The sequence below is a fragment of the Sinomonas sp. P10A9 genome, assembly GCF_041022165.1.
In the GTDB taxonomy this organism is placed as follows: domain Bacteria; phylum Actinomycetota; class Actinomycetes; order Actinomycetales; family Micrococcaceae; genus Sinomonas; species Sinomonas puerhi.
Window position 1 is genome coordinate 2,415,531 of record NZ_CP163302.1, and the last position, 25,089, is coordinate 2,440,619.

Sequence of the window (25,089 nt, forward strand, 5' to 3'; positions counted from 1 at the left end):
TTCCGGTTTCGGACTACTTGCCGAGGTACTTCTCGAAGCCCTTGGGCAGATTGAGCGAGGACGGGTCGAAATCCTGCGCCTGCGCCCCGCCGAAGGAAGACCCCTGTGCGGTATCGAGCGCCTTGGATGCACCAGCGGTCCGCCTGGCCTCCGCCTCACGGAGCTGCTGCGCTGCCTTGGCCGGATTGCCCGACTTCGCCTTCTTCTTGCCCTTCGCGGGACCCTTCTTGGCTCCGCCGAAGCCGCCGGTGCCGGGGATCCCTGGCATGCCGGGGATCCCGCCGCCCTGGGCCATCTTGCGCATCATCTTCTGCGCCTGGCCGAAGCGCTCGAGCAGTCCGTTGACCTCCGAGACGTGCACCCCAGAGCCTCGCGCGATGCGGGCACGGCGCGAGCCGTTGATGATCTTGGGGGCCACCCGCTCGTGCGGCGTCATAGACCGGACGATGGCCTCGACGCGGTCGATCTCCCGCTCGTCGAACTGCTCGAGCTGCTGCCGGAACTGGGCGGCGCCCGGCATCATCATGAGCATCTTCTTCATCGAGCCCATCTTGCGGATCTGCTGCATCTGGGCGAGGAAGTCCTCGAGGGTGAAGTCCTCCTGGTCGGCGAACTTCTTCGCCATCCGGGCGGCTTCGTCCTTGTCCCAGCTCTGCTCGGCCTGCTCGATGAGCGTCAGGACATCCCCCATGTCGAGGATGCGGGAAGCCATGCGGTCCGGGTGGAAGAGCTCGAAGTCGTCGAGGCCCTCACCGGTGGAGGCGAACATGACCGGGCGCCCCGTCACCGACGCGACCGAGAGCGCAGCACCGCCACGGGCATCGCCGTCGAGCTTAGAAAGCACGACGCCCGTGAAGTCGACGCCCTCCTCGAACGCCTTGGCCGTGTTGACGGCGTCCTGGCCGATCATCGCGTCGATGACGAACAGCACTTCGTCCGGGTTCACGGCAGCGCGGATGTCCGCGGCCTGCTGCATCATCTCGGCGTCGACGCCGAGACGGCCGGCGGTGTCCACGATGACGACGTCGTGCAGCTTGGCGCGCGCCTCGGCCACGCCGTCCCGTGCCACCGCGACCGGGTTGCCCGTCGGGGCCTCGAACTCGGACTGGATGCCGGGGTGGGGGGCGAACACGGCCACGCCCGCGCGCTGGCCGACCACCTGGAGCTGGGTGACGGCGTTGGGGCGCTGGAGATCGGCTGCGACGAGCAGCGGGGAGTGGCCCTGGGCCTTGAGCCACTTGCCGAGCTTTCCGGCGAGGGTCGTCTTGCCAGCGCCCTGGAGGCCCGCGAGCATGATGACTGTCGGCGGGTTCTTAGCGAGCCTCAGGCGGCGCGTCTCGCCACCGAGGATGCCCTGCAGCTCCTCGTTGACAATCTTCACGATCTGCTGGCTCGGGTTCAGCGCGCCGGAGACTTCCGCGCCTAGCGCACGCTCGCGGATACGGGCGGCGAAGTCGCGGACCACGGGCACGGCGACATCGGCGTCGAGCAGCGCCCGGCGGATCTCCCGGACTGTGGCGTCGACGTCCGCCTCGCTCAGGCGGCCCTTGCCGCGGAGATTCTTGAACGTCGCAGTGAGACGGTCAGAGAGGGAGTTGAACACGTGCCCCAGTCGCTTTCAGTCGTGGTTCGGTGAGCGTCACAGCCGGACGCTTAGTCCGACCGCAGCATCGCCTTTGAGTGGTATCGCCTTGGAGCCCGACCCGCCGAGGACGGATCTGACCATCCTCAAGGTTACCAACCGGACGAGGTGGCATGCTTGCCCCGTGACGCAGACACCGGATACGACACAGCACACTGACCACACCGATGAGACACGGCCTGCCGCCGAAGCGCTGCGCGGGTCCTCGCCAGCCGTGCGTAGCCTGCTGATCCTCGGGGCATCCGGCGACCTCACTGGCCGCCTCCTGTTCCCCGGCCTCGCGAGGCTGCTCGCGACGGGCCGGCACGCGGGCCTCACGGTAGTGGGCGCGGGTTCCGAGGACTGGACCACGGACCAGTGGTCGCAGCGGGTTCACGACGCCACGGAGGATTCCCTCAAGGACGCCACGGACGCCGGGCGGGCCGAACTCGAACGGATCCGACGCGAGTCGACCTACGAGAAGCTCGATGTCACGGCGCCCGGCGCGCTCGCCGGCGAGATCGCCAGGCTTCCGGCTCCGGTCGCGGTCTACTTCGCCCTCCCGCCCGCCGTGAGCCAGAAGGCGTGCAGCCTCCTCGAGGCCTCCGAGCTGCCCGAGGGCACGCGTCTGGCCCTCGAGAAGCCGTTCGGCTCGTCCGAAGCCTCCGCGGCGGAGCTCAACAACACGCTCCGCCAGCTGGTCCCCGAAAGCCAGATCCACCGGATAGACCACTTCCTCGGCAAGGGAACGGTCCTGAACATCCTGGGTCTGCGCTTCGCGAACAACTTCCTCGAGCCTGTCTGGAACCGCGACCACATCGAGAAAGTAGAGATCTTCTTCGACGAGGACCTCGCCCTCGAGGGGCGCGCGGGCTACTACGACCGCGCCGGCGCGCTCCGGGACATGATCCAGAGCCACCTGCTGCATGTGCTTGCGATCATCGCGATGGACGCGCCCGCACGGCTCGACGAACGCGACCTGCGCGATGGCATCAGCTCCGTACTGCGCGCAGCCCGGGTGGAGGCGCCGTTCACCGGCTCGACGCGCCGTGCCCGCTACACGGCCGGGAACCTCGCCAGCCGCGACGTCCCGGACTACACGTCGGAACCCGGAGTCGACCCGTCCAGGGGCACGGAGACGCTCGCCGAGATCACCGTGACCCTCGCGAGCTGGCGTTGGGCGGGGGTGCCGTTCATCCTCCGCTCCGGCAAGGCCCTCGGGACCAAGCGCAAGGAGGCCGTGGTCACGTTCAAGCCCGTGCCGCACCTGCCCGAAGGATTCCGTGGTGTCGACGAGCCGAACCGCCTCCGCATCGGGTTCGGCCCTGACGTCCTCCAGCTCGACGTCGACGTCAATGGACCCGGCGACGTCCTGAACCTCAACCGGGTCACACTCGACGCCGACCTCGGCGAGACCGATCTCCTCCCCTACGGCGAGGTCCTCGACGGCGTGCTGAACGGCGACCCCCTGCTCTCCGTGCGCGGTGACACCGCCGAGAGCTGCTGGCGCGTCGTCGAGCCCGTTCTCAACGCGTGGGCCGCTGACGAGGTGCCGATGGATGCCTACCCGGCCGGCAGCGGTGGTCCAGCGGGCTGGGCCACCTCGGCGAAGGGCGAGGACGGAACCGAGGGAGGGCTCAAGGGCCCGACGTCGGGCGACGACGCCTGAAGCGCTGCGTGCGCCTCCGGCCCCTGACGGCAGGTCAAAGGCGGGCGGACGACGGCGGGCTGGTCCCGCCGTCGTGCGCCCGCCTCGCCGCGGGACTGCTCACGGGCACCGCGAAGGGGCACCGCCCAGGAAGTCGGCCTCAGATGGCTGAGGCGCCGCGCTCCCCGGTGCGGACGCGAACCGCGTCCTGGACCTCGACGACCCAGATCTTGCCGTCGCCCTGGGAGCCGGTCGAGGCCGCAGTGATCATGGATTCGAGGATCTCCTCCGCCTGCTCGTCCGTGGAGAGGACCTCGATCCGGATCTTGGGGATCAGGTCCACGCTGTACTCGGCGCCGCGGTACACCTGGACGTAGCCGCGCTGGCGGCCATAACCGCTCGCACCACTCACGGTCAGGCCCTGGACGCCCTCGGACTCGAGCTGTTCACGGATGGCGTCGAGCTTCTCGGGCCGGACGATGGCGGTAATGAGCTTCACGGGCCAACAGTACCTGCCGGAACCATTCCGGCGAGCACCCCCTCTGAATGTGCTGCAGTGCGCGTCACACCAGGCTGGTGGAGCTTCTCGAGATGCTGTTCGAGGATCGTCTCGACGGTGTGGCGCACACCCAGCGGGTGGAAGCCGCCGCCCACACCGGCCGGAACTGCATGCGCGGCGTACGCCGTCTCGGCGTGGATCACGAGGTCGACGCCGGCCTCCTCGACATCCCGGGCCACCCGGAAGCCCATGACCGCCTTGATCGCGAGGCCGAGTCCGAGGGCCACACCGAAGGAGTAGACGAGGACGGCACCGGTTCCGAGGGCCTGGGTCCCCAAGAGGGCGAAGCCGCCGCCGTAGAACAGGCCCTGGCCGGGCACTGGAGCAGCCGGATCTGCCGCGAGGCCGATGAAGAGCGTGCCGACGATGCCGCCGACGAGGTGCACACCCACCACGTCGAGCGAGTCGTCGAAGCCGAGGCGGTACTTCAGACCCACGGCCAGTGCGCAGACCCCGCCGGCGACGATGCCGAGCACGATCGCCCACAGGGGGTCGATCGTGGCGCACGACGGCGTGATCGCGACGAGGCCCGCGACCGCACCGGAAGCGGCGCCGAACGAGGTGGCGTGCCCGTCGCGCACCCGCTCGACCACCAGCCACGAGAGCACGGCGGCGCATGGGGCAACGAGCGTGTTGATCCAGGCAAAGCCCGCCTCGCCGTTGGCGGCGAGGGCCGAACCGGCGTTGAAGCCGAACCAGCCGAACCACAGGAGGCCGGCGCCCAGCATGACGAGCGGGAGGTTGTGGGGGCGGTGCTCGGGGTCCTTGCCGAACCCGACGCGCTTGCCGAGCACGAGGGCAAGGGCGAGGCCCGCGGCGCCGGCGAGGACTTCGACGGCTGTGCCGCCCGCGAAGTCGATGAGGCCGAGGTGGTTGAGCCAGCCGCCGATGAACGTGCCCGAGGCGTCCTTCTTCGAGTCGAACACCCAGTGGGCCACGGGGAAGTAGACGAGCACGGCGAACAGACCCGCGAAGACCATCCACGAGCCGAACTTGGCGCGGTCGGCGATGGCGCCCGATACGAGGGCCACCGTGACGGTCGCGAAGACGCCCTGGAACCCGACGAACACGATCTCGGGAATCGTGCCGACGAGCGGCATCGAGCCGTCCGTCGCGAGGAGGTTGTGCAGGCCGAAGTCCTCGAACGGGTTGCCGAAGAGGCCTCCTCCAGCGTCCGTCCCGAACGCGATCGAGTACCCGAACAGCACCCACAGCACACCGACGAGGGCGAGGGCCCCGAAGCTCATCATCATCATGTTGAGCATCGACTTCACCCGGGTCATGCCCCCGTAGAAGATGGCCAGTCCCGGAGACATGAGGAGCACGAGGGCAGCCGAGACGAGGACCCAGGCTGTGTCGCCAGTGTTCATGTTCGCGTGGCCTTTCGACGGGACTGGAGCAGTTACTCAAGAATCCCGTCCCGGTGTTTCCTTCCCGCACCGCCCATGTTGCCCTCGCGTTACAGGATCGGGCCCATTGTTAAGTGCCGGTCACGCAAAGGTTAACGCCATGTTTCGCGGACCCCCTCGCTGACCCCTTCCGGTCCGTCTCCGCGCCCCCACCCAAGCGGACGACGGCGGGTGGAACCCGCCGTCGTCCGTCTTATTTCTCTTATCCCTGTGGGGCCGCTAGATCGCTGCCGCCCCGCGCTCACCGGTCCTGACCCGAATCGCCTCGTGGACGTCCACGGTCCAGACCTTGCCGTCCCCGGCCCGTCCGGTGTTGGACGTCGTGATGATCACATCGAGGATGTCATCGGTCTGATCGTCCGTGGCGAGGACTTCGATGCGGATCTTCGGGAGGAGGTCCACGCTGTACTCGGCGCCGCGGTAGACCTCGGTGTAGCCGCGCTGCTGGCCATAGCCGCTCGCCGCACTCACCGTGATTCCCTGGACCCCGTAGGCCTCGAGGGCTTCCCGGATCACGTCGAGCTTCTCGGGTCGGACGATCGCCGTGATGAGTTTCATGCGTTGATCTTCTTTCCGGTCTGCTTGCCTGATGGCCGAGCCAGGAGGTCGTCTGCGTTGAACGCGTCGACCTCGGCCTGGGCCTTGGAACCGAGCGGGTGGAAGCTCGCGCCCGTCGAGCCTGCCGTGCCGGCCGAGTAGGCCGTCTCGGCGTGGAGCGCGATGTCGACGCCGGCCTCCTCCGCCTCGGTCGAGACCCGGAAGCCCATCGTCTTGGAGATGATCCAGCCGATCACGAGGGAGAGGACGAACGAGTACACGAGCACCGAACCCGCGCCGATAGCCTGCTTGCCGAGGAGTTCGAAGCCGCCGCCGTAGAACAGGCCCTGGCCCTTGGACGGGGCACCGGGTCCGGCCGCGAGGCCGATGAAGAGCGTGCCGACGATGCCGCCGACGAGGTGGACGCCCACCACGTCAAGCGAGTCGTCGTAGCCGAACCGGTACTTGAGGCCCACGGCGAGGGCGCAGACCGCCCCGGCGAGGAGACCGAGCACGATGGCCCAGAGCGGCGAGATCGCGGCACACGCGGGGGTGACGGCCACGAGGCCGGCCACTGCGCCCGAGGCCGCACCGAGGGATGTCGCATGGCCGTCGCGCAGCTTCTCCACGATGAGCCATCCGAGCACCGCCGCGCAGGGGGCCACGAGCGTGTTGATCCAGGCAAACGCGGCCACGCCGTTGGCCCCGAGGGCCGAGCCGGCGTTGAAGCCGAACCAGCCGAACCACAGGAGGCCCGCGCCGAGCATCACGAACGGGAGGTTGTGCGGACGGTGGTTCGGGTCCTTGCCGAAGCCGTTGCGCTTGCCCAGGATGAGGGCGAGCGCCAGACCGGCCGCGCCGGCATTGATGTGGACGGCGGTGCCGCCGGCGAAGTCAATCACGCCGAGACCGTTGAGCCAGCCGCCGATGAAGTTGCCGTTGGCGTCCTTGTTGGCGTCGAACACCCAGTGGGCAACCGGGAAGTAGACGAGGATCGAGAAGAAGAACGCGAAGACCATCCAGGCGCCGAACTTGGCGCGGTCGGCGATCGCGCCGGAGATCAGCGCGACGGTGATGATCGCGAAGACGCCTTGGAAGCCCACGAAGGCCAGTTCGGGGATCGTCCCGGCCAGCGCCATGTCGTCGCCGGTCGAGAGCGTCCCGTGCAGGGCGAACTTGTCGAAGTTGCCCACGAGGCCGCCGAACCAGTCGGTGCCGAAGGACATCGAGTATCCGATGAGCACCCAGAGCACGCCCACGAGGGCGATTGCACCGAAGCTCATCATCATCATGTTCAGGACTGACTTGGCGCGCGTCATGCCGCCGTAGAAGAACGCGAGCCCGGGCGTCATCAGCAGCACAAGCGCCGCCGCGGCGAGCACCCAGGCGGTGTCTCCAGCGCTGAAGGTGGTGGTCATGGGATTGCCTTTCGGGGGGTGGACGGAACTGCCAGGCCCCTTCGGTTGCTGTTCCCAGCTCCCGCTCGGGCCTTCTGGAACCAGAGTCCTCCGGAGGTGTTTCGATGAGGCGCGGGCCACATTGCGGCACCGTTACAACTCCCAGCGGTGTGTTAAGGCTCGGTCACACGAGTGTTTCGGGGACATTTCGTTAAGGTGGAGCCATGCCCAGCCGCTCTCCGCGATCTCCGGTGCCCCGCGACGTCTGGGTGCTCATCACCGCTGCGTTCGTCATTGCCCTCGGCTTCGGCCTCGTCGCCCCCGTGCTGCCCCAGCTGGCCACGAGCTTCGGCGTCGGGGCCACGGCAGCCTCGGTGATCGTGAGCGCCTTCGCGCTCGCCCGTCTCGTCCTCGCCCCCACTGCGGGTTCGCTCGTGGACCGGCTCGGGGAGCGGCCTGTGTACGTTGCCGGGCTCCTGCTCGTCGCGGCCTCGAGCGCTGCCTGCGCGTTCGCGCCCGACTATTGGACCCTCCTGGCCGTCCGGGGCCTCGGCGGGATCGGCTCGACCATGTTCACGATCTCGGCGTCCGGGCTCATGGTCCGGCTCGCCCCGCCCGACGCCCGGGGCCGTGTGAGCGGGCTCTACGCGGGGTCCTTCCTGCTCGGCAACATCGCAGGGCCCGTCATCGGCGGCCTCCTGGCCGGCTTCGGGCTGCGGGTGCCGTTCATTGTCTACGCCGTCGCGCTCGTGGTGGCGGCCGCCGTCGTGCACCTCCTGTTGGGCCGAGCCTCCGGGGGGCAGCGCACGACGGCGGCCGCGCGCCCGCCGCTCGACCTCACCGAGGCGCTCGGCCAGGCCCCCTACCGAGCGGCCGTCGGATCGAACTTCGCGAACGGGTGGGCCGCCTTCGGGATCCGCATGGCGCTCGTGCCCTTGTTCGCCTCGGCGGCCCTCGGCGCGGGGCCCCAGGCCGCGGGACTCGCGCTCGCGCTGTACGCGGCCGGGACTGCAACGGCCCTCACCTTCTCTGGGCGGCTTGCGGACCGCTGGGGCCGTCGGCCGGTGGCCGTGCTCGGCCTCGTCGCCACCGCCGTACCGACGGCTTTCCTCGGCTTCAGCGGCTCGGAAGCAGTGTTCTTCGCGCTCTCCGTGGCCGCGGGATTCGGCGCGGGCTTCCTCGGACCGTCGCTTCAGGCGACGGTCGCGGACACCATCGGCTCGGACCGCAGCGGAGGCCGGCCCCTGGCCGTGTTCCAGATGTCCTCCGATGTGGGCAGCATCCTCGGCCCGCTCGCGGCGGGCGCGCTCGCCGACGGCGTCGGCTATGGGTGGGCGTTCGCGGTTTCCGGTCTCTGCCTGCTCGCGGCCCTGCCGCTGTGGACGTGGCGGGCAGCGGCCGCGTCGGAGCGCCAGCTCCCGATCCGCGAGAGCGACGTGACCTGACGCGCCACCCGGTCGAGGCGGTCAGGGCCGGATCAGCCGTGTCTGAGCACCACGGCCGCAGCGAGCCACGTGGTGCGCGCTCCGGTCGTGAACGCAGCCGACGGGGTTGCCCCGGCGGCCGGGAGCTGGTCCTCGACCACGAACTCCATGTCTTGGGTGGACGAGACGTTGACCCGCTGGGTGAAGCCGACGCCCGGGCCCAGAGCGTCACCGAACCCGGAGTCGGCGTAGAACCCGATCGCGAGCTCATTCGCACCGGAGACGGCTGTGGTGGCGCCGGAGGCGACGGACCCGCCGGAGCTCCCCGTGGTCCCGGTCGCGTGGGCCTGGACGTCGAGCGCTCCAGAGCCGGCGGCCGTGGAGAGCCCGGCGTACTCGAGCACGCCGACTCCGACGTCCGCAGGCGCCGTCGTCGACGCCGTGACGCTCACCGGTGACGCTCCGCCGCCCGTGATCGGGGCACTCCAGACGCTCAGCTCGGTGTGATCCGAGGCCGTGAAATGCGTCAGTTCGGTGTAGGTGTTGCCGGCCGAGTCCGTCACCCCGCTCGCCGTCGGCGACCCCGGGCCCCAGACCCCGACCTCGACGACGAGCCTGTCGCCGGAGCGCACCGGCTGGCCGGTGGACACTGTCGCCGACGAGACGTTGGCGACGTGGGTGGAGGCCTGCTGGACGAACGCGGGCACGACGGCCACGGACGGCGTGACGCTGTTCGAGGGCGCCGATGCCGCAGACGTGCCAGCCGCGTTGGCCGCCGTGACCGTGAACGTATACGCTGTTCCGTTGGTCAATCCGGTCACGTTAGCGGTGGTCGGGACCGGGCTGCCCGTCACCGTGGTTGGAGCCAGGGGCGATCCGGCGGTCCACGGGGTGACGGTGTAGGACGTGATGGGGGATCCGCCATTGTCAGGAGCGGTCCAGCCGACGATGGCCGACGCATTGCCGGCCGTGGCCTGAACAGCCATGGGCGCCGCGGGGACTGAGGGCTGCGGTCCGATGTGCACGGTCGCCGCCATGGACGGCACCCCGCTGCTGTTGACGATGAACAGCATGTAGTCCCCCGGCGGCGTCATTCCTCCGTTCGCCGGCGCTTGGACGCTCAGCGCCCCGGGCCCGGCCGTGAAGGTCAGGGGCACAAAGTGCTGGTCCATGTCCGCCTGGTGGGTGTCCGCGCCGAACGAGACGAGGTTGACGGCCGAGATCGATGCCGCGTCCTGAGTGCCCACACTGAAGGTGGTCCCGTAGTAGGCGGCGGCCGGCGTCTGGCTGATCGCCGGCCTCGCCCCGGATTGCAGGTACGACGGCGAGTACACCTGGGCGCTGTACTGTCCCGGATTGCTGAGGGAGTCCTCGTGCCCGCCCCCGGCCACGAGGACGCTCCCGTCGGGCTGCAGCACTGCAGTCGAATGGTAGGTGCGGGCGGCGGCGAGCGAGCCGATGACGCTCCACGCGCCCGTGGCCGGGTCCCAGATCTCCGCAGGCAGGACGCCAGTCGTCACCTGGGTCTGGTCAGAGCTCGGCGCACCGCCCACGGCGAGCACCCGGCCGTCGGCAAGCGTCACGAGGGTGTGGTAGACGCGGGGATAGTGCATCGGTGCGATCGGCGTCCAGGCGGGTGACGCCGATGTCAGGTCGATTGTTGCCGCCCCGGCGCGGGCCGGTGTCGTCGTGATCACGCTCTGGGCGCCGCCCGTGTAGAGGATCCTGCCGGGCCGGTACATGACCGCAGACCCATTCGTGATCCCGCTCGCCCCGACCGGGGTCCAGGTCAGGGCGGAGGCGTCAAGCCAGTAGGACACGTCCTCAGCCGGGCCGATTGTGAAGACCTTGCCGTTGGGCGCAAGGAAGGAGAAGGGGTACTCCTCCTCGTGGATCTGAGGGGTGCTGATCTTGGACAGGGAGGTCCACGTGTTCGCCGCAGGGTCATAGACCTCCGGGGTGTCCGCCCATGCCGAGGCACTGGAAGAATTCCCGCTGATCGCCACGAACCTTCCATCGGGGAGCTCGACGAGGTCCGGATACCACCGCGGCGAGTTCATGCTGGCCACCCGGTTCCAGGTCTGGCCCGCTGGGTCGAACACGCTCGCGTCCGTCAATCCGAGATTGCCGGTCGTCGTGACGCCGTAGCCGCCCGCCACGAGCACCCTCCCGTCCGGGAGTTTCGCGTTGCCCGAGCAGAAAATGCTCGAGGGCGCGGTCACGGTGGTGAACGTCTTCGCCGCGGGGTCGTAGACCGACGTCGGCTCGGGTGTCTCCCAGCCGTCCCACACGAGGAGCTTGCCGGAATCGAGGACTACGGAGTGGACGGCGACGACCGGCCAGGTCGCCAGGGCGCTCCACTGGCCGTTGGTAGTGGTGCTCGGGATGACCGCGTTCGAAGGTGCCGATGCGGGCCCGGTGCCGACCGCGTTCGTGGCGGTGACCGTGAACGTGTAGGACGTGCCGTTTGTGAGGCCCGCGATCTGGACCGAGGTGGCCGGCGGGGCGCCGCTCACCGTTGTGGGAGTCTGCGCCACGCCGCCGGCAAGGGGCGTGACCGTGTAGGAGGAGATCTGCGAGCCGCCGTCAGGGGGCGCGGTCCAGGACACCGTGGCCGCGGCGTTGCCGGCAGTCGCTGCTACGCCGGTCGGTGCGGCCGGGGCGGTGGGGTTCGCTGCGCTGGCAGGCCGGAACACAATCGTGGCCGCGAGCCACGTGGTGTTCGCCGCGGTCGTGAATGCCGCGTTCTCAGCGACGCCCGCGCCCACGGCGGCATCCTCGACGGCGAGCTCCATGTCGGAAGCATTGGAGATGGCCGTCCGGAGCGTGAACCCGGAGCCGCCCCCGAGGGTTGCCCCGAAGCCCGAATCCGCGTAGAAGCCCACTGCGAGTTCGCCGTCTCCGGACGTGGCGGGGGTGGGCCCGGACGCGACCGTGCCGGCCCCCGACGTCGTCCCCGACGTCTGGGCGTGCACATCCATCGCGGCGACCCCGGCCGCCGTCGAGAGTCCTGAGTACTCGAGGACGGCGAGGCCGACATCGGCCGTGGACGTCGGCTTGACCGTAACCGTCGGCTTGGTCCCGCCGCCCGCTGTGATGGGCGCGCTCCACACGCTCAGCTCGGTGTGCTCGGATGCTGCGAAGTGGATAAGCTCGGTGTAGGTGTTTCCGGCCGTATCGGTGACGCTGGCGGCGGTCGCCGAAGAGGAGTTCCAGATCCCCACCTCGACGATGAGGCGGTTCCCCGCGGTGACAGCCGAGGCAGGGGTGACGGCCAGGGAGGCGGCCCCACCCTTGTGGGCGGACCCCTGCTGCACAAAGGCGGGCGCCGAGGCGGCGTGCGCCGGGACAGCCACCAGGCCGAACGATGCGATGAGGGCCGCGGTCGCGGCGGCGAGGACGGACGTTCGGCGGGCGAAGAGCATCGCTCCTCCTAGTGCTCAGGCCAGGAATGGAACGCGCCCCGCCCCAATACGGTGCTCCGTGCCGAACACCCGTGTCAAGGTCCCGCGACGTGACCGCGGCGTGCGCTACGCCGCCTCAGGCGAGGATCGCGTCGACGAACGCCTCGGGGTCGAAGGGCGCGAGGTCGTCGGGGCCCTCGCCAAGACCCACGAGCTTGACGGGGACACCGAGCTGCTTCTGGATGGCGACGACAATGCCGCCCTTCGCGGTGCCGTCGAGCTTTGTCAGGACGATGCCCGTGATGTCAACGACTTCACCGAAGACCTTGGCCTGCGTGAGGCCGTTCTGGCCGGTGGTCGCGTCGAGGACGAGGAGGACCTCGTCGACCTCGGCCTGCTTCTCGATGACGCGCTTGACTTTGCCGAGCTCGTCCATGAGCCCGACCTTGTTCTGCAGCCGCCCAGCGGTGTCGATCATGACCACGTCGACCTCCTGCTCGATGCCCGCCTTGACCGCCTCGAAGGCCACTGAGGCCGGATCGGCGCCGTCGACATCGGACTTCACGGTCGGCACGCCGACGCGCGCGCCCCACGTGGCGAGCTGCTGCGCTGCGGCGGCGCGGAACGTGTCGGCCGCGCCGAGGAGCACATCCTTGTCCTCCGCGACGAGGACGCGGGCCAGCTTGCCCACCGTCGTCGTCTTGCCGACGCCGTTCACACCGACCACGAGGACCACGGCGGGCTTGCCGTCCACGCGCGAGATCCTGAGCTCGCGGTCCATGCCCGGATCGACCAGCTTGACGAGCTCCTCGCGAAGCATCGTCTTGACGTCCTCAGGGCTGCGGGTACCCATGACCTTCACGCGGTCGCGCAGCGTGCCGACGAGCTCGAGGCTCGGCTCGGTGCCGATGTCTGCGAGCAGGAGGGTCTCCTCGACCTCGTCCCACACGTTCTCGTCGATGGTGTCGCTCGAAAGGAGGGCGAGCAGCCCCTTGCCGAACAGGCTGTTGCTCTTGACGAGCCGTTCGCGCAGGCGCTGGAGCCGACCCGCGACAGGCGCGGGGGTCTCGGTCGGAACGCGCTCGGCGACCGCCTCGTCAAGGACGTCCTCCTCGGGCGCGCCAGCCTGCGGCTCCGCCGGGGCCGGGAGCGTTCCGACGCCGGCTCCCGGCGCGGGTTCGCCGTCGACGGCGCCGCGCGGGGGCGCCGGGGCGACGGTCTGGTCGTTCGCGTCGCGCGGGCCGGTGTAGGTGGTCTTCTTCCGGCGTCCGCTCACGAGGCCGATGACGATCCCGGCAACGATCAGGACCACGATCCCGACGATGATGATGATGGGCAGCAGGGCGGAGAGGTCTGTCACGCCCCTAGCTTCTCACAGGGCGGCGATGTGCATGAGCGTTCATCGGGTCTGCGATAACCATCATTGTTCTGCACATTTGCCGTTGACATACTCGGGACGTCTGGCGTGGCGGAGATCACATCAGGGAATCGGCAGTCAAAGGGAGACATCCATGAGCGTGCAGCACGGCACCGGTGAATCAGTGGCGAAAGGGCTGAGGAGGGTCGTCGGCGCATCCATGGCCGGGACCGTCGTGGAGTGGTACGAGTTCTTCCTCTATGCGACGGCGGCCAACCTCGTCTTCGGGAAGCTCTTCTTCCCCAACGCCCACTCCGAACTCGACGGGATCATGGACGCGTTCCTGACCTATGCGGTCGGCTTCGTGGCCAGGCCCGTCGGGGGCCTTGTGTTCGGGCACTTCGGTGACAGGTTCGGCCGGAAGAAGCTCCTCCAGCTCAGCATCGTGCTCGTCGGCACCGCCACCTTCCTCATGGGCTGCCTTCCCGGATTTGCACTGTGGGGCTATGGGGCGCCGATCACCCTGGTGGCCCTGCGGTTCCTGCAGGGGTTCGCGGTGGGAGGCGAGTGGGGCGGAGCGGCCCTCCTCGTCGCCGAGCACAGTCCCAACCGCTCACGCGGCTTCTGGGCGTCCTGGCCGCAGGCGGGGGTGCCGCTAGGCAACCTGCTTGCGACCGCGGTTCTCCTCGTCCTCTCGGCGACCCTCAGCCCGGAGTCCTTCCTGGGCTGGGGATGGCGCATCGGCTTCTGGCTCTCCGCGGTCATCGTGGTGATCGGCTACTACATCCGGACCAAGGTGAGCGACGCACCGATCTTCCTCGAGGCGGCGTACGACGACGAGTCGGCCGAACGCTCGGGCGTGCTCGAGGTCGTGCGGCGCTATCCCCGACAGATCCTCACCGCGATGGGCGTCCGCTTCGCAGAGAACGTCATCTACTACCTCGTCGTGACCTTCTCCATCACATACCTGAAGATCATCGTCAACGTCGATACCTCCCGCATCCTCCTCCTGCTCCTCGTAGCGCACGCGATCCACTTCTTCATGGTCCCGGCCGCGGGGCGGCTCTTGGACACGTGGGGGCGCAAGCCAACGTACTTCCTCGGTGCGGTCGCCGGCGCGACGTGGGGATTCCTCGCCTTCCCGATGATGGACACCGGTAACGACGTGCTCATCCTGTGCGCCATCCTGTTCGGACTCGCGTGCCACGCGCTCATGTACTCCGGGCAGCCATCGATCATGGCCGAGATGTTCCCCACGAGGATGCGCTACTCCGGGCTGTCGATCGGGTCACAGGTGACCTCCATCGCCTCGGGATCGGTGGCCCCGATCATCGCTACGGCCCTGCTGGGCACCTACCAGTCATCGACACCGATTGCCCTGTATCTCCTCGGCTCGTGCGCTGTCACGGCGGTCGCGGTGCTGGCACTCAAGGAGACACGCGGCATCGACCTCCGCGAGCTCGATGTGCAGGACGCCGCGCTGCGTGGTGCATCCCCCGCTGCGGAGGCGCAGGCGGCCCCTCTGGACGGGGCACAGGCCCGCTGAGCCCACGCAGCTGCGCGGCCGGGACCACTCCCGGCCGCGCAGCTGCGTGCCGACGCGGTTATGCCTCCTCCTCGTCCCAGATCCTCGGAGGAGGAAGAAGCTGGTGCCGGCGGCGCTGGGCCTCCTCAAGGAGGTACGAGACCACCGCACGGACGGCGGGCGAGCGCATCGACTCCGATCGTGCAGCCGCCCAGAAGCGGACGTGGCGCTCGAACTCATGGTGGAGCACGGGCACGAAGTCGCTGTGGCCCCGGACCACGTACTCGGGGAGAAGCCCGATTCCGGCGTTCGCACGGACGGCCTCGGCCTGGGGGAAGATGCTCGTCGCCTGGAAGGCAGCCGGCTCATCGGTGATGCTCTGCCGGCCGTAGGCGAGTTCAGCGACTTGGAGCGCCGATTCGGCGTACCCCACGAACGCGTGGCCGGTGAGCTCCTCAAGGGAGTGCGGCATGCCGCGCCTGCGCACGTATCCCCTGCCTGCGTACAGCCGACGTACGTGGTCTGTCACGACGACGGCCTGGACGCGGGGCGCCTCCGCCGTGCCCGGGACGATCTCGAGATCGAAGCCCGAGCGGTTCTGGCTCAGACGCCTGGTCGCCGTCACGAGCTCCAGGCGCAGGAGCCGATGCTCCTCCTGCAACCGCGCGAGGGCTGGGGCCACGATCAGCGCACCGAACGCATCCGACGCGCCGACCCTCACGTGGCCGGTGAGGGACTCGTCCTTATTCGCCATGCTCGCGGAGAGGTCGCCGAGGCTCGATTCGATGCCCTCAGCGGCTGCAACCGCACGCCGTCCTAGTTCGGTCAGCTCCCACCCATGGGGTGTCCGGGCGAGCGTCCGCCCGCCGAGCCTCCTGTCGAGCGCGGCGATCCGCCGAGAGACCGTCGTGTGCGTGGTCTCGAGCGCCTCTGCGACAGCCGTGAAGCGCCCGAGCCGCGCCACCGTGAGGAGGATGAGCAGATCATCCGGACTCGGCAGCCCCTTGAACTCGACCATCGGCCCTCCCTGCCCATTGATGTGCACTCATGCACATGCATTCTGCCCTATCTGTTCTTGCCTGCACTGTATCAAGGCTGTGATCGTGGAAGGGCCCGGGGCTGGACGCCCTGGGATCCCAGCGCCAGATGCACGCAGCACCGCATCCCAAGGAGTCCTCACGATGAACCACACACCACGGCCAGACTCGGTCCACGCCGGGAAGGCACTGCCTCTGGACGGCATTCGGATCCTCGACCTCAGCCGCGCCCTTGCTGGTCCTTGGGCGACTGCGCTGCTCGGGGATCTCGGCGCCGAGATCATCAAGGTCGAGAGCTCCCGAGGGGGCGACTCAAGCCGTTCGTGGCCGCCCTTCGAAGGCGAGCACAGCCTCTACTTCGATTCTGCAAACCGGAGCAAGCAGTCGGTCGCCGTCGACCTCTACACCGACGAAGGCCGAACGATCGTCTGGGACCTTGCGATGAGCTCCGACGTGGTCGTCGAGAACTTCCGGCCGGGCGTCCTGAGCAGCATGGGACTCGACCCGGACGCGCTCCGCCAGGCCAAGCCGGGGATCATCATCGCGTCGGTGAGCGGATTCGGCGCGACGGGTCCGCTCAGCCAGTCGGCAGGCCTCGACCAGGTGGCCCAGGGAATGTCGGGGCTCATGTCTGTCACGGGCGAGGACGCTGAGCATCCCCTGCGCGTGGGCGTTCCCATCATCGACATGGTCTCCGGGATCTATCTCGCCCTCGGCGTCGCTGCCGCGCTCTGCGGCCGTGAACGCTCGTGCGGCGGGCGCGAGGTCTCCACGTCCCTCCTGGAATCCGCCCTGTCCCTCTCGGCCTTCCAAGGCCAGGCCTACCTCAGCGCCGGCACCGTGCCCGAGCCCCAGGGCAACAGTCACCCCGTTCTCGCGCCTTATGGCGTCTTCCAGACGGCAGACCTGCCGATCATCGTGGCGGTGGGGACCGAACGCCAGTGGGAGCAGCTGTGCTCACTGGTCGGGGCACCCGAGCTCGCCTCCGATCCCGCCTATTGCACCGGGGCGCTGCGGAGCCAGAACAGGTCAAGTCTCTCAGTCGCCCTCGAAGAGAAGCTCCGCGCACAGCCTGGGAACCATTGGCTCGCCGTCCTGCGAGAAGCCTCGATCCCCACCGGCCCCATCTACACCTACGCCCAGGCCTTCGCCGACGAGCAGGTCAAGCACCTCGCAATGGTCACGTCGGTCCGTCGCGCGGACGGCTCGCATCTTCCGCTCCTACGCGGGCCGCTCTCGCTCGACCGCTCGCCGCTCGCGGTGCGGAAGGCTCCCCCGGCCCTCGGCGAACATACGAGGGATGTCCTCGAGGAGCTCGGGCTCCCCCCGCGACGCGTGACGGCGCTGATCGACGCCGGCGTCATCCTCACAGCCGACGGGCGAGAGCAGGCAGTCGCATGAAGGCCGAAGTCCTGAGGCACATCGACGCCGTCAACACGCCTTCGGCCCGCGAGCAGGGCCAAGGTCCGGGGCGGCTCAGGATCGAGCGGGAAGGACCGATTGCCCGGCTCGTGATCGACAATCCGGGGCGCCGCAACGCTCTCTCGCGCCACATGTGGCAAAGCTTCGCGCCAGCCCTAGCAGGGCTTGAGCGCGATCCAGACATCAAGGTCCTCATCGTTCAGGGGGCAGGCGGGACGTTCTCGGCAGGTGCCGACATCCGCGAGGTCGAGGCCATCCTCCGCGGAGACTCGGAGACCAGCGAGGGCGGCGACCTCACTGTCGCCGAAGAGGCCCTCGCAGGCTTCAGGAAGCCGACCATCGCCGCGATTGACGGCCACTGCGTCGGCGGCGGGTGGGAACTCGCGGGTGCGTGCGACCTCCGCGTCGCCACTGAGGACGCCATGATCGGCATTACCCCCGCACGACTGGGCATCGTCTACCCGCTCTCGGGAATCGCGCGCCTCGTGCGGCTAGTGGGTCCGGCGACTGCGAAGCGCCTTCTCCTCACGGGCGACCTCATCACTGCGCCCGAAGCACAGCGTGCCGGTCTCCTGAGCGCCACCGTGCCACGGGCGACACTCCGACACGAGGTCGACGGACTCGCACACCGGCTCGCGGATGGCTCGCAGTTCTCAGCCTGGGCGCATAAGTCGCTCATCGACGAGATCGCGGCAGGCTCCCACGGCCTCGCGGAGCTCAGCTCCTACTGGCAGCGCGAGATGGCACACAGCCCCGACGCGGCCATCGGCGTCCGCGCCTTCCTGGCCAAGGAACGGCCGGCGTTCGCGTGGCGAGGGCCATGGAGCAGCGCGGCCCAGATCTAGCCTGACCCGACTCGCTCACGCCTCGACGCGCTCGAGCTTCTGGCTGATCACCGTCGAGACTCCGTCGCCGCGCATCGAGACGCCGTAGAGCGCGTCCGCGACCTCCATGGTGCGCTTCTGGTGGGTGACCACGATGAGCTGGCTCGATTCGCGCAGTTCCTCGAAGATCATGATGAGGCGTCCCAGGTTCGTGTCGTCGAGGGCCGCCTCGACCTCGTCCATGACGTAGAACGGCGAGGGTCGGGCCTTGAAGATCGCCACCAGCAAGGCGACGGCCGTGAGCGATCGCTCGCCGCCGGAGAGGAGGGAGAGTCGTTTGATCTTCTTTCCGGCCGGGCGTGCCTCTACCTCGAGGCCAGTGGTGAGCAGGTCGTCGGGATCCGTCAGGACCAGCCGCCCCTCCCCGCCCGGGAAGAGCCGGCCGAACACACGCTCGAACTGGACGGCCGTGTCCGTGTACGCCTCGGCGAAGACCTTCTGGACCCTCTCGTCGACCTCGGCGATGATCTGCAGCAGGTCCTTGCGGCTCTTCTGCAGGTCATCGAGCTGGGTGGCGAGGAAGCGATGCCGCTCCTCGAGGGCGGCGAACTCCTCGAGGGCGAGCGGGTTGACCCTGCCGAGGGCGGCCAGGTCCCGCTCCGCCTTCCGCAGCCGCTTCTCCTGCTCGGCCCGCACAAAGGTGATCCCGCCCTCGAGCGGACGGCCGTCGTCGTCGACCGCGACGCGCAGGGCGGCCCACTTGTCGTCGCCTTCCTCGGCGGGGACCGGAACGGGGCGATCGGGGCCGAACTCACGCACCAGATCGTCGGCCGAAAGGCCGAGTTCATCGACGGCCCGCTCGGCGAGGGCCTCGAGCCGGAGCCGCTGTTCGGCCCTGGCGAGATCATCCCGGTGGGCCGCGTCGTTGAGGCGGCCGAGTTCCCCGGCGAGCTCGTCATTGCGGCGGCGCAGCACAGCGAGTCTCTCGTCGAGCTCGGACCGGCGCGCCTCGGCCTCCTCGCGCTCGGCATCGGCCGCGGCCACGGCCTCGTCCATGCGGGCCAGCCCGATCCTCGCCGCCGAGACCACGGACGCCGCCCGGGCCGCCTCGCGTGCGCGCCGCTCCGCCCGGCGGCGGGCCTCCTCGGCGGCCCGGCGCTCCGACTGGGCTGCTCGCTCGAGGGACTGCACGCGTCCCTCGAGCGAGCGGTGCTGTTCCTCCGCGGCGCGCAGGGCGAGCCGCGCCTCGAGCTCCCGCGCCCGCGCGCCGGCGGCCTGGGCCTGGAGCCGGTCGCGGTCACCCGAGTCAGGTTCTTCGGCGTCCGGGGCGTCCTCGGCGAGCTCGAGCCGCTCGGCCACAGCCTCGAGCGCCACCTGTTCGGCCTCGAGCTGCGCACACGCGGCGTCGAGGGCGGCGCGCTGGCGCTGCTCTTCGGCCGACGCGCTGCGCAGCTGCGTCCCGAGAGCCGCGAGCTTCTCGGCGACGGCCGCGAAGCGCGCGTCAGAGTCGTTCAGTGCTGCCAGCGCCGCGTCCGCACGCTCCCGGGCCTCATTCTCGCGCTCCTGCGCGCCCGCCAGAGCGAAACCGCATCGCTCGTTCTCCGCTTGGGCGGCCGCGTGCTCGGCGCGGGCCGCGTCGACGAGCCCCTGCAGCTCGATCGTCGACGGCGCCCCCGGCGATCCCCCGCGCAGGCCCGCGGCGGTGACCAGATCGCCGTCGTGCGTCGCGGCGGTGAGCTCGGGGCAGGATGACGTCAGCGCGATCGCCTCGCCGAGCGTCCGCACGACGGCGGCGCCGCGCAGCACATGGGCAACCGCACCGGCGATGCGTGGATCGGGTTCGACGACGTCCGCGAGCCATTGTGCGCCCGCCGGCAGTTCCACCCTCACCCACTTCTCCGTCTCGGGTATGGATCTCGCGCCCGATTCGCCGTCTCCGGTATGGATCTGGCGCCTCATCTGCCCCTCCGGATACGCAGGCGCACCAGCCCCGTGTGCGCCAACGAGCAGTGCCGCCTGCCCGGCGTCGTCCGTCTTGAGGTCGGACAGTGCCTCCGCTGCGGCCTCAGCGTCAACCAAGGCGAGGCCCTCAGCAAACGGTCCGAGCACGGCGGCCGCCGCGGCCTCGAAGCCCGCAGCGACCCGCACGAGGTCTGCGACCCTCCCGAGCACACCCGAGGCCGAGCCCGCAACGGTGCCCGTGGCGTCCCGATCCTTGAACCCTGCGGTCAATGCGTCGATGCGCGCCTCGAGCGCCTGCTTCCGAGCTGAGGCCCGGCGACGGCGCTCGAGCAGGCCCTCCCGCTCGGCTTCGGCGGCCGCCAGCTCCGCCGCCGCCTGCTCGTAGGCGGTGTCGAGGTCCTCCTCCCCTGCCTCGACGCCGGCGATCTGCGACTCGAGGGCCACGTAGTCGCTCTTGGCGGCTCGCTCTCGCCCCGCCGCGCCGGCGAGGGTTTCGCGCAGTCGGCCGATCTCACCCTCGGCCGACTCCACGCGGCTCCGCGCAGCCGCAACCTGCCCTGCGAGCCGAGCGAGCCCTTCCCGATGGTCCGCCTGCGCCCGAAGCAGCGCGGTGTGCCGGCGGTCCTCGGCTGTGGCGGCCTCTTCCGCTGCGAGGCGGCTCTCCTCGGCCTCTGTCAGTGCCTCGACACGCAGCTCCACGGCATCGGTGACCGCCTCGAGTTCGAGGCGTAGGTCGCCGGCCTGCTGCTCAAGTGCCTCCGGATCGCGGCCGCGGGAGGGCGGATCCGAGGATCCGAGCAGCCTGCGCCGCTCCTCGGCGAGCGCCGCAAGCGCGCGGAGCCGTTCGCGTCCCTGGGACAGCCTGTACCAGGTCTCGCGTGCAGCATTCACGTGCGGCGTCGCTGCGGCAGCCGACCGCTCGACTTCTCCTTGGGCCCTTCGGCCCGCATCCAGCTCCCCTTGTGCGGCGGCGCGGCGGGCACCGAGGGCGCTCTGGTCCGCCTCCTCCTTCTCCATGGCTGCGCGCAGGCCCGCGATGTCGTCCGCGAGAAGCCGCGCCCGGGCGTCGCGGACGTCGGCTTGGATCGTCTGGGCCCGGCGTGCAACCTGTGCCTGCCGCCCGAGCGGTCCCAGCTGCCGGCGGAGCTCGGCCGTGAGATCGCTGAGCCGGGCAAGGTTCGCCTGCATCGCCTCGAGCTTGCGGACCGTGCGCTCCTTGCGCCGGCGGTGCTTGAGGATTCCGGCGGCCTCCTCGATGAACCCACGCCGGTCCTCGGGAGTCGCGTGGAGGACGCGGTCAAGCTGCCCCTGACCGACGATCACGTGCATCTCGCGGCCCAGGCCCGAATCCGACAGGAGCTCCTGGATGTCAAGCAGACGGCACGGACTGCCGTTGATCGCGTACTCGGAGCCGCCCGAGCGGAAGAGCGTGCGCGAGATCGTGACCTCGGCGTACTCAATGGGCAGCGCGCCGTCGGCATTGTCGATGGTGAGCGAGACGTGCGCACGGCCGAGGGGCGGGCGGCCCGAGGTCCCGGCGAAGATGACGTCCTCCATCTTGCCGCCGCGCAGCGTCTTGGCGCCCTGCTCCCCCATGACCCACGCGAGCGCATCCACGACGTTCGACTTCCCGGAACCGTTGGGGCCGACAACGGCCGTCACGCCAGGTTCGAATTCGAAGGTCGTGGCAGAGGCGAAGGACTTGAAGCCTCGGATCGTCAGGGTCTTGAGGTGCAAAGGTCTGTTGGCCTCCTGATTTCTGTGGGCAGCCCGTCGTGTGGCCTCATTGTGCCATTGAGGGCCGACAGAACTGGTGCTACCAGCGGGCGTTGCGCGGAACCGGCTGGCACACGGTGCACCGATAGGAGGATCGGTTCATGAACGGTTCCCGCACGATGACGCCTGGCCGCCCCTCCTGCGCGCACCGTCGGCACCGGAGCCCGACACGGCCGTAGGCGTCGAGCGAGCGCGAGAAGTACCCCGAGGCGCCGTTGACGTTGACGTACAGGGAGTCGAAGCTCGTGCCGCCGGCCGCCAGCGCGCGGTCCATGACATCACGGACGGCGTACACAAGCCGCGCGCTCTCCGGACGGCGCAGCGTCTCGGTCGGCCGGGCGTAATGGAGTCGGGCGCCCCACAGGGCTTCGTCGGCGTAGATGTTGCCGATCCCGGACACGAGCGTCTGGTCCAGGAGCGCCCGCTTGATTCCGGTGCGCCTGGCCCGCAGGCTCGTGTGGAAGGCATCCGGATTGAAGAGGGGGTCCAGGGGATCACGGCCGATGTGCGCGACCTCTGCCGGGACGAGCGGGAAGGGAATCTCCGCGCGGCCCCCCGCGCCGCCGTCGTGCGTTGGGGCGAGCGGCACGACGGCGAGCCCGCCGAAGATCCGCTGGTCCACGAAGCGCAGTTCCGCCGGCAGGTCCGGGGAATCGCTGAGCCGCAGCCGCACCTTGAGGTGCTTCTCGTCCGGCTGGGAGGAGTCTTCGACCAAGAGCTGGCCGCTCATGCCGAGATGCGCGAGGAGTGCCGTGTGCGGGGCGTAGCCGGGGTCGGCGAGGTCGTCGTCCGGGTCCGCGAGCGGCATCCACAGGTACTTTCCGCGGCGAACGGCATCCAGGACGAGGGCGCCCTCGAGCTGCCCGGAGAAGTCCTCGGGTCCGAGCCGATGCCGCCGCACCGAGCGGGGATCCACGACGTCGGCACGCTCAATGCGCCGGCCGGCGACCCACGAGGCGAGGCCTCGGCGGACGACCTCGACTTCGGGCAGCTCGGGCATCTCTACTCAGTGGCTGCGAGCGTCGCGTCAGGCCCGAGGACCTTCCACGCGTTCGCCGCGGACTGCTGCTCGGCTTCCTTCTTGGAGTTGCCGGTCCCGGTGCCGTACGCCGTTCCGCCGATGAGCAGCGTGGCCGTATAGGTGCGGGCATGGTCGGGGCCTTCGCCCACCACGGCATAGTGGATGGTGCCGAGCTGTCGGTTCGCGGCCAGCTCCTGGATGTGGGTCTTCCAGTCGGTGCCCGCGCCGAGCACGGCTGCATCGGCGAGGAGAGGCTTGACCAAGCCGACGACGAACTGCCGGGCGGCTTCGAGCCCGCTGGAGATGTAGGTGGCGCCGATGAGCGCCTCCATCGTGTCCGCGAGGATGGACGACTTGTTCTTGCCGCCCGTCACCTTCTCGCCCTGACCGAGGAAGATGAAGTCGCCCACGCCGAGGCGGCGGGCAATCCCGGCGAGGGCACGGGTACTCACGACGGCGGCGCGCCGCTTCGCGAGATCGCCTTCGGCGAGGCCGGGGTACTCCCGGTACAGCAGTTCTGTCACCGAGAAGCCGAGGACCGAGTCACCGAGGAACTCGAGCCGCTCGTTGGTCGGTATGCCGCCGTTCTCGTAGGCGTAGGAACGATGGGTCAGGGCAAGACGGAGCGTCTCGGCGTCGATGTCGACGCCGAGACGCTCCAGAAGCTCGTCCTGAGGGACCATTCGAGAATCGACCGACTCAGACGTCGGCGACCTTGCGGCCCTTGTACTCGAGGAACAGCTCGGTACCGGCGGAGTCGGTGACGACCTTCGCCTGGTGCGGGAGGCTGTACGTCACGCGGCCGTTCTCGACGGTCTTGACCAGGGTCGGAACCGAGGCCTTCCACTGGGAGCGACGGGCGCGGGTATTCGAGCGAGACATCTTCCGCTTGGGAACAGCCACGGCTAACTCATTTCTCTAAAGTGCCAACACTTACTCATCGTCGTGCCGGTCTGGCTTCGCCAGATCCGCCAAGGCGGCCCACCGGGGGTCGACGACCTCATGGTGGTGCCCCGGCTCGTCCGCGAGGCGAACTCCGCATTCGGAGCACAGGCCTTCGCAGTCTTCCCGGCACACCGGCTGGAACGGCAGCAGCGGTACCACTGCGTCCCGCAACACCGGCTCAAGATCGATGGAATCGTGCTCGACTCGACGTTGCTCTTCATCATCTTCTCCATTCGGGGACCCGAGGCCCTCGAAGAAGAAAAGCTCTTGCACCTCGGCATCGAGTCCGTACTCGATGGGATCCAGGCAGCGGCCGCATTCGCCCGTCACAGTGACGTGCGCCGTTCCCGAGACCAGGATCCCCTCGTGCACCGACTCGAACCTCAGGTCCAGATCCACAGGGGACCCTTCGCTGACGCCGATGAGTGCTACACCGAGGCCACCCGGTGCGGGTACATGCTCCGTCAGGGTCCGCATTGTCCCCGGGCTGCGCCCGAGGTCCTTGACATCGAACGCCAGAGGCGAACGTGCTTCGCGCTTAATGAGAACTCCTGTAGAACATAGACCGACACACTATCCTAGCCTCTGCGGCGGCAGGCCCCAAACCGGGCACACAGCCACGGCGGACAGCGTTCACCCGACAGCGGCCTGCTGGCGGCGCCCGGCCATTCTACCCGTTCGCGGTGCCCAACGCTCCGAGGTCAGCGTTCGGGGCGTGTCTCGGCTAGCCGGACGAAGACCGAGCGCGGGACGTACTCCGAGACGTCGCCTCCGAGGTCGTGGACCTCTTTGACAAGCGTCGAGGACAGGTGGACGTAGTGCGACTCGGCGGCGAGGAACACCGTCTCGACGCCCGTGAGCTGACGGTTCATGATCGCCATCGGCAGCTCGTAGTCGAAGTCCGACGACGACCGGAGCCCCTTGACGATCGCGCTGGCCCCGCGCTCCCGGCAGTACTCCGCGAGCAGCCCGTCCCCCATCGGCTCGACGAGGATCCCGCTGATGGCTCCTAGCGTGCGCCGGGCCATGGTGAGCCGCTCCTCGAGGTCGAACCGGTACTTCTTGGCATAGTTCGTCGACACGGCCACGATGACTTCGTCGAAGAGGTTCGCGGCCCGCGCGATCACCTCGAGATGCCCATTGTGGATGGGATCGAAGGAGCCGGGGCATACCGCGCGTCGCATACGGCCAAGATACTGCATGGCGCATGTCACGATGCGG

At 69.3% G+C, this 25,089-nt stretch carries 19 protein-coding genes; 5 read left to right on the top strand and 14 right to left on the bottom strand.

Annotated features, from left to right (window positions below):
- Nucleotides 1-13 precede the first annotated feature (13 nt).
- Nucleotides 14-1,603, bottom strand: a complete 1,590-nt coding sequence (ffh, locus tag AB5L97_RS11035; RefSeq protein WP_369044724.1) for a signal recognition particle protein — start codon at nucleotides 1,601-1,603, stop codon at nucleotides 14-16.
- Between the two features lie 232 nt (nucleotides 1,604-1,835).
- Here ffh and AB5L97_RS11040 point away from each other — a divergent pair, with 232 nt between their 5' ends.
- Entirely contained in the window at nucleotides 1,836-3,290 is a 1,455-nt protein-coding gene (locus AB5L97_RS11040) for a glucose-6-phosphate dehydrogenase (protein WP_423246853.1), read from the top strand.
- A 139-nt stretch (nucleotides 3,291-3,429) separates the two neighbouring features.
- On the opposite strand, the gene AB5L97_RS11045 is transcribed toward AB5L97_RS11040, so the two are convergent.
- The 4 genes from AB5L97_RS11045 to AB5L97_RS11060 form a co-directional block, all read right to left on the bottom strand.
- Complete coding sequence (locus tag AB5L97_RS11045) at nucleotides 3,430-3,768, bottom strand: P-II family nitrogen regulator (RefSeq protein WP_307957549.1); 339 nt, start codon at nucleotides 3,766-3,768, stop codon at nucleotides 3,430-3,432.
- Nucleotides 3,765-5,198, bottom strand: coding sequence for an ammonium transporter (locus tag AB5L97_RS11050; protein WP_369044725.1), 1,434 nt, complete (start codon nucleotides 5,196-5,198; stop codon nucleotides 3,765-3,767). The genes AB5L97_RS11045 and AB5L97_RS11050 overlap by 4 nt, the downstream gene beginning before the upstream one ends.
- 258 nt (nucleotides 5,199-5,456) lie before the next feature.
- On the bottom strand, nucleotides 5,457-5,795 hold the full coding sequence (locus tag AB5L97_RS11055) for a P-II family nitrogen regulator (RefSeq protein WP_307957547.1): 339 nt from the start codon (nucleotides 5,793-5,795) through the stop codon (nucleotides 5,457-5,459).
- Nucleotides 5,792-7,192, bottom strand: a complete 1,401-nt coding sequence (locus AB5L97_RS11060) for an ammonium transporter (RefSeq protein WP_369044726.1) — start codon at nucleotides 7,190-7,192, stop codon at nucleotides 5,792-5,794. Before AB5L97_RS11060 ends, AB5L97_RS11055 begins: the two co-directional genes overlap by 4 nt.
- 203 nt (nucleotides 7,193-7,395) lie before the next feature.
- Between AB5L97_RS11060 and AB5L97_RS11065 the strand changes: the two genes are divergently transcribed.
- Entirely contained in the window at nucleotides 7,396-8,616 is a 1,221-nt protein-coding gene (locus AB5L97_RS11065; RefSeq protein ID WP_369044727.1) for an MFS transporter, read from the top strand.
- A gap of 32 nt (nucleotides 8,617-8,648) precedes the next feature.
- Here the strand turns inward: AB5L97_RS11065 and AB5L97_RS11070 are convergent, their stop codons facing one another.
- Together AB5L97_RS11070 and ftsY are read right to left on the bottom strand one after the other, a co-directional pair.
- Nucleotides 8,649-12,020, bottom strand: coding sequence for a fibronectin type III domain-containing protein (locus tag AB5L97_RS11070; protein WP_369044728.1), 3,372 nt, complete (start codon nucleotides 12,018-12,020; stop codon nucleotides 8,649-8,651).
- Between the two features lie 115 nt (nucleotides 12,021-12,135).
- Nucleotides 12,136-13,359, bottom strand: coding sequence for a signal recognition particle-docking protein FtsY (gene ftsY / locus AB5L97_RS11075; RefSeq protein ID WP_369044729.1), 1,224 nt, complete (start codon nucleotides 13,357-13,359; stop codon nucleotides 12,136-12,138).
- Between the two features lie 151 nt (nucleotides 13,360-13,510).
- On the opposite strand from ftsY, the gene AB5L97_RS11080 reads away from it, so the two are divergent.
- A complete protein-coding gene (locus tag AB5L97_RS11080) occupies nucleotides 13,511-14,902 on the top strand; it encodes an MFS transporter (RefSeq protein WP_369044730.1) in 1,392 nt (463 codons plus the stop codon).
- Between the two features lie 58 nt (nucleotides 14,903-14,960).
- Here the strand turns inward: AB5L97_RS11080 and AB5L97_RS11085 are convergent, their stop codons facing one another.
- Nucleotides 14,961-15,899 (bottom strand): LysR family transcriptional regulator, encoded by a 939-nt coding sequence (locus AB5L97_RS11085; protein WP_369044731.1) that lies wholly within the window; start codon nucleotides 15,897-15,899, stop codon nucleotides 14,961-14,963.
- Between the two features lie 163 nt (nucleotides 15,900-16,062).
- Here AB5L97_RS11085 and AB5L97_RS11090 point away from each other — a divergent pair, with 163 nt between their 5' ends.
- Nucleotides 16,063-17,319 (top strand): CaiB/BaiF CoA transferase family protein, encoded by a 1,257-nt coding sequence (locus AB5L97_RS11090; RefSeq protein ID WP_369044732.1) that lies wholly within the window; start codon nucleotides 16,063-16,065, stop codon nucleotides 17,317-17,319.
- Nucleotides 17,316-18,185, top strand: a complete 870-nt coding sequence (locus tag AB5L97_RS11095) for an enoyl-CoA hydratase/isomerase family protein (protein WP_369044733.1) — start codon at nucleotides 17,316-17,318, stop codon at nucleotides 18,183-18,185. The genes AB5L97_RS11090 and AB5L97_RS11095 overlap by 4 nt, the downstream gene beginning before the upstream one ends.
- A gap of 15 nt (nucleotides 18,186-18,200) precedes the next feature.
- Here the strand turns inward: AB5L97_RS11095 and smc are convergent, their stop codons facing one another.
- The 6 genes from smc to coaD all read right to left on the bottom strand — a co-directional run bounded on the left by smc (nucleotide 18,201) and on the right by coaD (nucleotide 25,052).
- On the bottom strand, nucleotides 18,201-21,863 hold the full coding sequence (gene smc, locus AB5L97_RS11100) for a chromosome segregation protein SMC (RefSeq protein ID WP_369044734.1): 3,663 nt from the start codon (nucleotides 21,861-21,863) through the stop codon (nucleotides 18,201-18,203).
- Between the two features lie 79 nt (nucleotides 21,864-21,942).
- On the bottom strand, nucleotides 21,943-22,902 hold the full coding sequence (gene mutM, locus AB5L97_RS11105; protein ID WP_369044735.1) for a bifunctional DNA-formamidopyrimidine glycosylase/DNA-(apurinic or apyrimidinic site) lyase: 960 nt from the start codon (nucleotides 22,900-22,902) through the stop codon (nucleotides 21,943-21,945).
- Nucleotides 22,903-22,904: 2 nt separating this feature from the next.
- On the bottom strand, nucleotides 22,905-23,606 hold the full coding sequence (rnc, locus tag AB5L97_RS11110; protein WP_369044736.1) for a ribonuclease III: 702 nt from the start codon (nucleotides 23,604-23,606) through the stop codon (nucleotides 22,905-22,907).
- 16 nt (nucleotides 23,607-23,622) lie between these two features.
- Nucleotides 23,623-23,826, bottom strand: coding sequence for a 50S ribosomal protein L32 (gene rpmF, locus AB5L97_RS11115; RefSeq protein WP_066498296.1), 204 nt, complete (start codon nucleotides 23,824-23,826; stop codon nucleotides 23,623-23,625).
- Between the two features lie 30 nt (nucleotides 23,827-23,856).
- The gene (locus tag AB5L97_RS11120; RefSeq protein WP_307957642.1) at nucleotides 23,857-24,387 is read right to left on the bottom strand and encodes a YceD family protein; all 531 of its coding nucleotides are present in this window, start codon (nucleotides 24,385-24,387) and stop codon (nucleotides 23,857-23,859) included.
- A 182-nt stretch (nucleotides 24,388-24,569) separates the two neighbouring features.
- Nucleotides 24,570-25,052, bottom strand: coding sequence for a pantetheine-phosphate adenylyltransferase (coaD, locus tag AB5L97_RS11125; protein ID WP_307957535.1), 483 nt, complete (start codon nucleotides 25,050-25,052; stop codon nucleotides 24,570-24,572).
- Nucleotides 25,053-25,089 lie beyond the last annotated feature (37 nt).

What these genes read in the sequence shown, in the direction of transcription:
- AB5L97_RS11065 (WP_369044727.1), top strand. Translation starts at nt 7,396, where the DNA reads ATGCCCAGCCGCTCTCCGCGATCTCCGGTGCCCCGCGACGTCTGGGTG.
- AB5L97_RS11050 (WP_369044725.1), bottom strand. Translation starts at nt 5,198, where the DNA reads ATGAACACTGGCGACACAGCCTGGGTCCTCGTCTCGGCTGCCCTCGTG.
- AB5L97_RS11070 (WP_369044728.1), bottom strand. Translation starts at nt 12,020, where the DNA reads ATGCTCTTCGCCCGCCGAACGTCCGTCCTCGCCGCCGCGACCGCGGCC.
- AB5L97_RS11060 (WP_369044726.1), bottom strand. Translation starts at nt 7,192, where the DNA reads ATGACCACCACCTTCAGCGCTGGAGACACCGCCTGGGTGCTCGCCGCG.
- AB5L97_RS11080 (WP_369044730.1), top strand. Translation starts at nt 13,511, where the DNA reads ATGAGCGTGCAGCACGGCACCGGTGAATCAGTGGCGAAAGGGCTGAGG.
- coaD (WP_307957535.1), bottom strand. Translation starts at nt 25,052, where the DNA reads ATGCGACGCGCGGTATGCCCCGGCTCCTTCGATCCCATCCACAATGGG.
- AB5L97_RS11055 (WP_307957547.1), bottom strand. Translation starts at nt 5,795, where the DNA reads ATGAAACTCATCACGGCGATCGTCCGACCCGAGAAGCTCGACGTGATC.
- AB5L97_RS11090 (WP_369044732.1), top strand. Translation starts at nt 16,063, where the DNA reads ATGAACCACACACCACGGCCAGACTCGGTCCACGCCGGGAAGGCACTG.
- mutM (WP_369044735.1), bottom strand. Translation starts at nt 22,902, where the DNA reads ATGCCCGAGCTGCCCGAAGTCGAGGTCGTCCGCCGAGGCCTCGCCTCG.
- AB5L97_RS11095 (WP_369044733.1), top strand. Translation starts at nt 17,316, where the DNA reads ATGAAGGCCGAAGTCCTGAGGCACATCGACGCCGTCAACACGCCTTCG.
- AB5L97_RS11085 (WP_369044731.1), bottom strand. Translation starts at nt 15,899, where the DNA reads ATGGTCGAGTTCAAGGGGCTGCCGAGTCCGGATGATCTGCTCATCCTC.
- rnc (WP_369044736.1), bottom strand. Translation starts at nt 23,606, where the DNA reads ATGGTCCCTCAGGACGAGCTTCTGGAGCGTCTCGGCGTCGACATCGAC.